Annotated in this window: 1 protein-coding gene; it reads left to right on the forward strand. The window is 55.7% G+C overall.

Annotated features, from left to right (window positions below):
- Window positions 1-743 precede the first annotated feature (743 nt).
- Complete coding sequence (gene zapE, locus HMPREF2765_RS05995; RefSeq protein WP_005506346.1) at window positions 744-1799, forward strand: cell division protein ZapE; 1056 nt, start codon at window positions 744-746, stop codon at window positions 1797-1799.
- Window positions 1800-2202 lie beyond the last annotated feature (403 nt).

Consider the following 2202-nt stretch of genomic DNA (forward strand, 5'->3'; position numbering starts at 1 on the left):
CCATAGAAGATACGCTCCTATCATCGGTGATGGTGTGTTGTTTAGTTACTGGTCGAGCCATTATTCGTAGGTCAAGCTGACCACCGGAAGGAAAACAGCCCCGTAGTGTGCCCAACAAGCGCATCAATGCGCTGTGGAGCACTACAGTTACCACCCTACCGCATGTTTGCGGTCGTTTGCATTCTTTTGGGTGCTACAGCGACGAAACATCACCATACGAATACCTCAATGCTTTATGCATCAAATAAGTACCTGCACGCAAAGAATTTACATGTAGCGGTGAGTGTTCCCCGATAAAAGAATTCCCGCAGCAGACCAGGGGAGAGGGCCGCGGACCGAAAGAATGAACAGCAATCTAGGGGGAGTAGATAGCGGGGCAGAGTAATAGTCGATAGGTTAAGGGAATATTCGATAGGCTATTGCCTCCTTCGCGGGTTTAAAACCCACGGCGAAGACACTAACCTATCGAACACTGCGCCTACCCAAGAGCGCCCACCCAAGAGCACCCGCCCAAGACAGACCCTGCCCAAAACACACACCACCTCAGCCTCCGCACCCGAACGCCCATGCCCTCGCATTCCCGCCCTCCGTGTCCCAGCCCAGCAGCCCCTCCCGCATATCCCACCCCATTCCCTCCTCATGCCCGTAATGTGGCGGGCAACTCATGCGGCTCACGCGGGGTGTTAGACAGTACTACACTTAAAGCGGAAGTCACATCGCCGTCACTGAAGAAAAGAGTTTTTGTGCCCACCACGACCGTACATTTGACCGACCGCATCCCTCGCGTTTCTGCTGATGAGTTGCTGGCGGGTTTCCGCCCCTCTGAGCGTTTTGGTGAAGTGTCTTTTGATAGCTACATTCCTGATCCGAATCAGCCGTCGCAGGCTGAGGCCGTGCAGAAGCTGAAGGATTTTGGCGACAAGATTAATGGTGGCGGTGCTGGTGCCGGTTTCTTTGGTCGCCTGTTTGGTGGCAAGAAGAAGGATTCGACGAAGGCTGGCCTGTACCTTGACGGCGGTTTTGGTGTGGGTAAGACTCACCTGTTGGCGTCGCTGTGGCATTATGTGGACGGCCCGAAGGCGTTCGGTACTTTTGTGGAGTACACGAACCTGGTGGGTGCGTTGACGTTCCGTAAGACGGTTGAGGCGTTGAGCAGCTACAAGCTGGTGTGTATTGACGAGTTTGAGCTGGATGATCCGGGTGATACTGTGCTCATGTCTCGTCTGATGCGTGAGCTGGCGGATGCTGGCGTGAAGCTTGTGGCGACCTCGAACACGCTGCCTGGTGCGCTGGGTGAGGGCCGTTTCGCGGCTGAGGATTTTAAGCGTGAGATTCAGGTGCTTGCTTCGCAGTTTGAGGTGCACCGTGTGGATGGTGAGGATTTCCGTCACCGTGGCCTGCCTGCTGCGCCGGAGCCTGTTGCTGATGATGCGTTTGATGCGAAGGTTGAGGAAGTGTTCGGCGGCCAGACTGTTGGTGTTGATAACTTCGCTGACCTGGTGGAGCACCTGGCGAAGGTGCACCCGTCGCGTTACCGTCAGCTGATTGATGGTCTGGATGGTATTGCGTGGCGTGATGTTCACCCGATTACTGAGCAGTCGGTGGCGCTGCGTTTTGTGGTGTTGGCTGACCGCCTGTATGACAAGGACTTGCCGATTGTTTCTTCGGGTGTGCCTTTTGACAAGGTGTTTACTGAGGAGATGCTGGCTGGTGGTTATCAGAAGAAGTATTTCCGTGCGGTGTCTCGTTTGACTGCGTTGGCTCGTGAGGGCATGCTGGGTGAGGAGGCGGAGCGCTAGTTCCGCTGTTCGCCGGGGCCGAGCTTTGGCCGGCTCGGGTTTTGATGCGCTGTTCTTTCTAGTCCCGTGAGACTCGAAGCTCGCCCGGTTTGCATGGTTAGCTTGGTTAGTCTGGTTTACCTGAACCGCGCCAACCCCTCTCATACGTGAGGACCCTCGCCGGGTCGCTTAGGAAGCACCCGGCGGGGGTCTTTGTGTGAGCGAGAACCTGGTACGTGACGGGAACATGGCGTGTCGCTCGCATGGTTTCTTCCCTTGCCAGGGAGTTATGCGGGGGTAGATGTGGTTGGAGTGTATAATTTTGCGTGTAGCCTCCGCGAGGTTCTCGCGAAGCACCCGTTTCTGCCGCATGGTTGCGGGCTATTTTCGGGTAGCTATTTCCCTTCCTTTTCGGAGGGACTTT

Source organism: Rothia sp. HMSC062H08 (genome assembly GCF_001810775.1).
Taxonomy (GTDB): domain Bacteria; phylum Actinomycetota; class Actinomycetes; order Actinomycetales; family Micrococcaceae; genus Rothia.